Below are 4,155 nucleotides of genomic sequence, written 5' to 3'. Positions count from 1 at the left end.
GCGATATCCTTCCCGTTTTCCTTCGGAATGACGAGGGTTTTGATTCCTGCCTGCTTTGCGCCGTAGGCTTTTTCGTTTACGCCGCCAACGGGGCGTACACGTCCGTACAGGGAAATCTCTCCGGTCACAGCCACGTCCTGACGGATAGGGCGGTTCTCCACTGCGCTGATAATAGCAGCGAGGATTGCCGTACCTGCGGATGGGCCGTCGATATTTCCGCCGCCCACCACATTGATATGAACGTCATAGTCCGCCAGATCCTTGCCTGTGATTCTGCGCATGACCGATGCCGCGTTGAACACGGAATCCTTCGCCATGCTTCCTGCGGTTTCGTTGAAGCGCACTTTGCCCTTTCCTGCTTCACGGGCAGGGAATGCAACAGCCTCTATCTCGATAACCGAGCCGATATAGCCCGAAACACCGAGTCCGAATATATGGCCGACCTCCGTGCGGTCAGATGCCTTTTTCGTAACGAACTGGAAAAGACGGCTGACCTGCGCGACAGCGTAGATATCGTCCTTCGTTATTGTGACTGCTTCGCCCTCCGCACGGTCATGACTGCGTTCAATGGCAAAGCTGTAGGCGTCCGCAAGAATATTGATTGCCTTTCGGCCCTCAACCGTATAGTCGCTGATAAGCTGCGAAGCGCCCTCCTCAAGAACGGCAGACAGCTTTTTCGCAGCCGCCTCCACAATCTTTACGATATGCGCAGGAGTCAGCGGTTCAAAGTAAATCTCCGCGCAGCGTGAACGGAGCGCGGGGCTGATATCCCGTGATTCGCGGGTAGTCGCGCCGATAAGCACGAAATCCGCGGGAGCTCCGTCCTCAAACAGCTTTTTGACGTAAGGCGGCGTTTTTTCGTCCGTAGGGTCGTAGTATGTGGACTCAAAGAACGCGCGCTTATCCTCAAGAACCTTCAGCAGCTTGTTCTGCAGCATAGGGTCCATTTCGCCGATTTCATCTATGAAGAGAACGCCGCCGTGAGCGTCGCTGACAAGTCCCAGCTTCGGCTCAGGTATGCCGTTGTCCGCCAAATCCTTGCGCGCACCCTGATAGATAGGGTCGTGAACAGAGCCCAGAAGAGGGTTCGTCATGTCGCGCGGGTCCCAGCGGAGTGTAGCTCCGTCAGTTTCCACGAAGGGAGCCGTTTCTTCAAAGGGAGCTTCCTTCACCTTTTTCGCCGCCTCCAGAACAAGACGCGCAGCCGTGGTCTTTCCCACGCCCGGAGGTCCGTAAAGCAGCAGGTGCTGCGGATAGGGGGAGGACAGCTTCGCAAGAAGGGAATGAACAGCTCGCTCCTGCCCCACGATTTCGTCCATGGACTGCGGGCGGAGCAGCTCCATGACGGACTGGGTGAGGCTCACCTTTTCCATTGCTTCAAGCTTTTCGCGTTTTTTCGCTGCCTGCGGTGACTCCGTCGCCACCTTTTCCTCATCAAGAACCTGCATGCGGATATCCTTCACATATTCCTGATGATTTTCCTCAAGCTTTTCGGATATTTTCTTTTCGATTTTGTCCTCCAGGGTGCGGCGTGCCATCATGTCAGCCACATGCTCGGAAAGAACGGTAATCAGCTTCGGAATCTCCGAATCCGTCGGTATATGCTCGATGGTCGGGTTTTCCATGATAATTCGCTGGAGCGCCAGCACACGTTCTCCGTGGAGCGGCGAGCGCATGAACTTCAGCGCGTCCATTTTGCCGGCCTTTATGACAAGCTTATCCGAGCCCATCACGTCGGCGAGCATATTGTAGAGAGCGTCTATCTCCCTGTCCAGAGGATTGTCACTCTCGCGGAATTTCAGCTCCTCCGGCTCGTCCTTCTTTGAAAAAAATTTGAAAAGGTTTCCCATGTCTTACTCCGCGACGACTTTAACCTTGACCTTCGTTGCCACATCAGGGTGAACCTTGATTGTCGCCTCGTATTCCCCGGGTGCCGTGACCTCTTTATTCAGGGAAATCTTACGTTTTTCGATGTCAATGTCGTGGTCTTTCTTCAATGCTTCTGAAACGTCCTTGCCCGTTACGGAGCCAAAGAGCTTGCCGCCCTCGCCCACACGGACCTTGATTGTAACATCTACCTTTGCAAGCTGTGCTGCCATGAGCTTTGCCTCATCTGCAGCCATAGCCTTTTTGCGCGCCTCAGAGCCCGCCTTCTGCTTTGCCAGATTCAGGTTCTGCGCCGTTGCCTCAACTGCTGCCTTGCGCGGCAGGAGGAAATTGCGGCCGTAGCCTTCCGATACTTCTACGATATCCCCGGCCTTGCCGAGCTTCTTTACGTCCTGCTTCAATATAACCTTCATAAGAATCAATCTCCTCTTTATGATTTTCGATTCTGAAAACACTTTTTTCAAAGTGTTCTTTCTATTATACCATATCATACCCGCCTGGAAAGCACTCTTCCATACACCCATGATTTTTTCTTAATGCAGGAATCTAAGGCTGTTTTGGCGAAATACTTATAGTAGTATACTTTTATCCCGAAAGGAGCACTTCATCGTGAAACGACTATCCATGACAAGAATTTTGCTTTTAACATTTCTGCTCGTCCTGACTGCGGTATCTGCCGCCATGGCTGCGGAAATGCCCCGTGTTGCCATCGTCTATGTGAACAATGCGAAGACCACCTATGATGATGTCCTCGACGACTGTATTTTGAAAAATCTCAATGAGTCGCTTTCGAAAAACTTTGCAGTATCAAGAAGCGACGCCGTACTCAAAAAGCTTGCGGACAGCGGCATGACAGACCTTGCTATGGCAGAGCGCCGTGACATAATGGACGCAGTCGCCGGAGAGGGCTTTGATTACATCATCTGCCTCTCGCTGGAACCGTTCCAGCGCAAGGAGAAATTCAGCTTCTTCACCCAGGGCATCGAGATAATTGCAACAGCTCCCTTTAAGGTCATAGACGTGAAGGGCGACCGCTATCTCTATAACGGAAAATTTGTCGAGCAGCATTACGACAGCACATGGATCGGCACCGTAGGAAACAAATCCGTGGCTTTAGAAGCAATGCAAAAGATAAACAAGGACATCAACAAGGTCATAAAAGAAAAAATGCTGACAGCAAAATAAACTATCAAATATAAAGCCCGCAGGAGAAATTCTTCTGCGGGCTTTTTCATGAACAGGGGAGTGAAATTTGAGCGGCTGAAAGACGATTTCTCTGCCGAATCAGACGGTGTCGATAGTTGCGATAGTACCCGGACGGATTGTTACATGATAGATGCGGAAGAGGTCAAGACCGTACCAATATTCCTCGTCTCCATTTTCATATACAACCTTGATATCCCAGTACTGAACGTTGTCCATCGGGTCGAAATCCAGGAAGATTTCCTGTCCCGGCCAGAGAACCTGGTTCTTGCCGAGCTCGTCCTGATAGAGCCATGTGCTCTTTTTCGTCGGGCTGAGATAAATCTCAGTGATAACACGGCCCGTGCCGTTCTCCAGCGTAAAATTCTGGCTGCCGCGGGAGCCTGCCATAGCGACGCTGGCAAAAGCCATAGCCAAAACAAATGCTGCGATTAAAAGACCTGCATAACGGTATTTTCTCATGCAATTACCTCCCTTTAATAACAATCATTTTTATGCCTTATGCTCAGAGTTTGTTTCCCCTGTCTCTGACAATATTGGTTACCATGTGCACCGCATTGTAACACTCGCGGTGATATCCCTGTCATGCGCGCCCTGCGCGATTCCGAGCTCTCCGCCGATACGCCAGCGGTCATTAAGTGCACGGCTGCCGTAGATTCCAAGCAGAACCCGCGTCTTGTCCATGGAACGGCTCTGCATCATAAATTTCTCTCCGCCGCCTGCAAGCCGCGCCCCGTACGCGGGGTTCGCGCCGCCAAGAGTACGGGAGACACCAAGCTCAACCTCCACATACCCGTCCTTGCCAAAGTCACGGGCAAAATCCCAGCCGATGGCAGCCGCCGTATAGGTGCTGCTTCCGCTGTCAACTACCTGCCCGAACTCGTACGCGCCGCTTTCGCTGTAGCTTCCCTGACGGTAATGTACCGCCTGGAAGGAAGCAAAAGGCTTATGATGCCAGCCTTGTTTTCCATAACTCAAATCATAACTGTAACGCCCGTTAAATTCGATTGTCTTGCTGCTGTAATCAGCTTTTGCATTGTAATTATCTCCTGCGTAGAAATGTCT

Annotated in this window: 5 protein-coding genes; 1 reads left to right on the top strand and 4 read right to left on the bottom strand. The window is 51.6% G+C overall.

What is annotated here, in order from left to right; genetic code table 11:
* Together lonC and rplI are read right to left on the bottom strand one after the other, a co-directional pair.
* On the bottom strand, positions 1 to 1,850 hold a 1,850-nt coding region (gene lonC, locus ACY69O_RS05275), incomplete at its 3' end, for a Lon family ATP-dependent protease (RefSeq protein WP_462332419.1).
* A gap of 3 nt (positions 1,851 to 1,853) precedes the next feature.
* Entirely contained in the window at positions 1,854 to 2,300 is a 447-nt protein-coding gene (rplI, locus tag ACY69O_RS05270; RefSeq protein ID WP_462332418.1) for a 50S ribosomal protein L9, read from the bottom strand.
* Between the two features lie 196 nt (positions 2,301 to 2,496).
* Here rplI and ACY69O_RS05265 point away from each other — a divergent pair, with 196 nt between their 5' ends.
* The gene (locus tag ACY69O_RS05265; RefSeq protein WP_462332417.1) at positions 2,497 to 3,072 is read left to right on the top strand and encodes a hypothetical protein; all 576 of its coding nucleotides are present in this window, start codon (positions 2,497 to 2,499) and stop codon (positions 3,070 to 3,072) included.
* Positions 3,073 to 3,171: 99 nt separating this feature from the next.
* On the opposite strand, the gene ACY69O_RS05260 is transcribed toward ACY69O_RS05265, so the two are convergent.
* Both ACY69O_RS05260 and ACY69O_RS05255 read right to left on the bottom strand, forming a co-directional pair.
* Positions 3,172 to 3,552: a hypothetical protein gene (locus ACY69O_RS05260; protein ID WP_462332416.1), complete on the bottom strand. Its 381-nt coding sequence runs from the start codon at positions 3,550 to 3,552 to the stop codon at positions 3,172 to 3,174.
* Between the two features lie 78 nt (positions 3,553 to 3,630).
* Positions 3,631 to 4,155 (bottom strand): autotransporter outer membrane beta-barrel domain-containing protein (locus tag ACY69O_RS05255; protein ID WP_462332415.1); only part of this gene is annotated, 525 nt, incomplete at its 5' end.

The sequence above is a fragment of the Schwartzia sp. (in: firmicutes) genome (assembly GCF_978017985.1).
The sequence above is the reverse complement of the archived record's forward strand: the minus strand, read 5'-3'. Positions and strand labels throughout refer to the sequence as shown.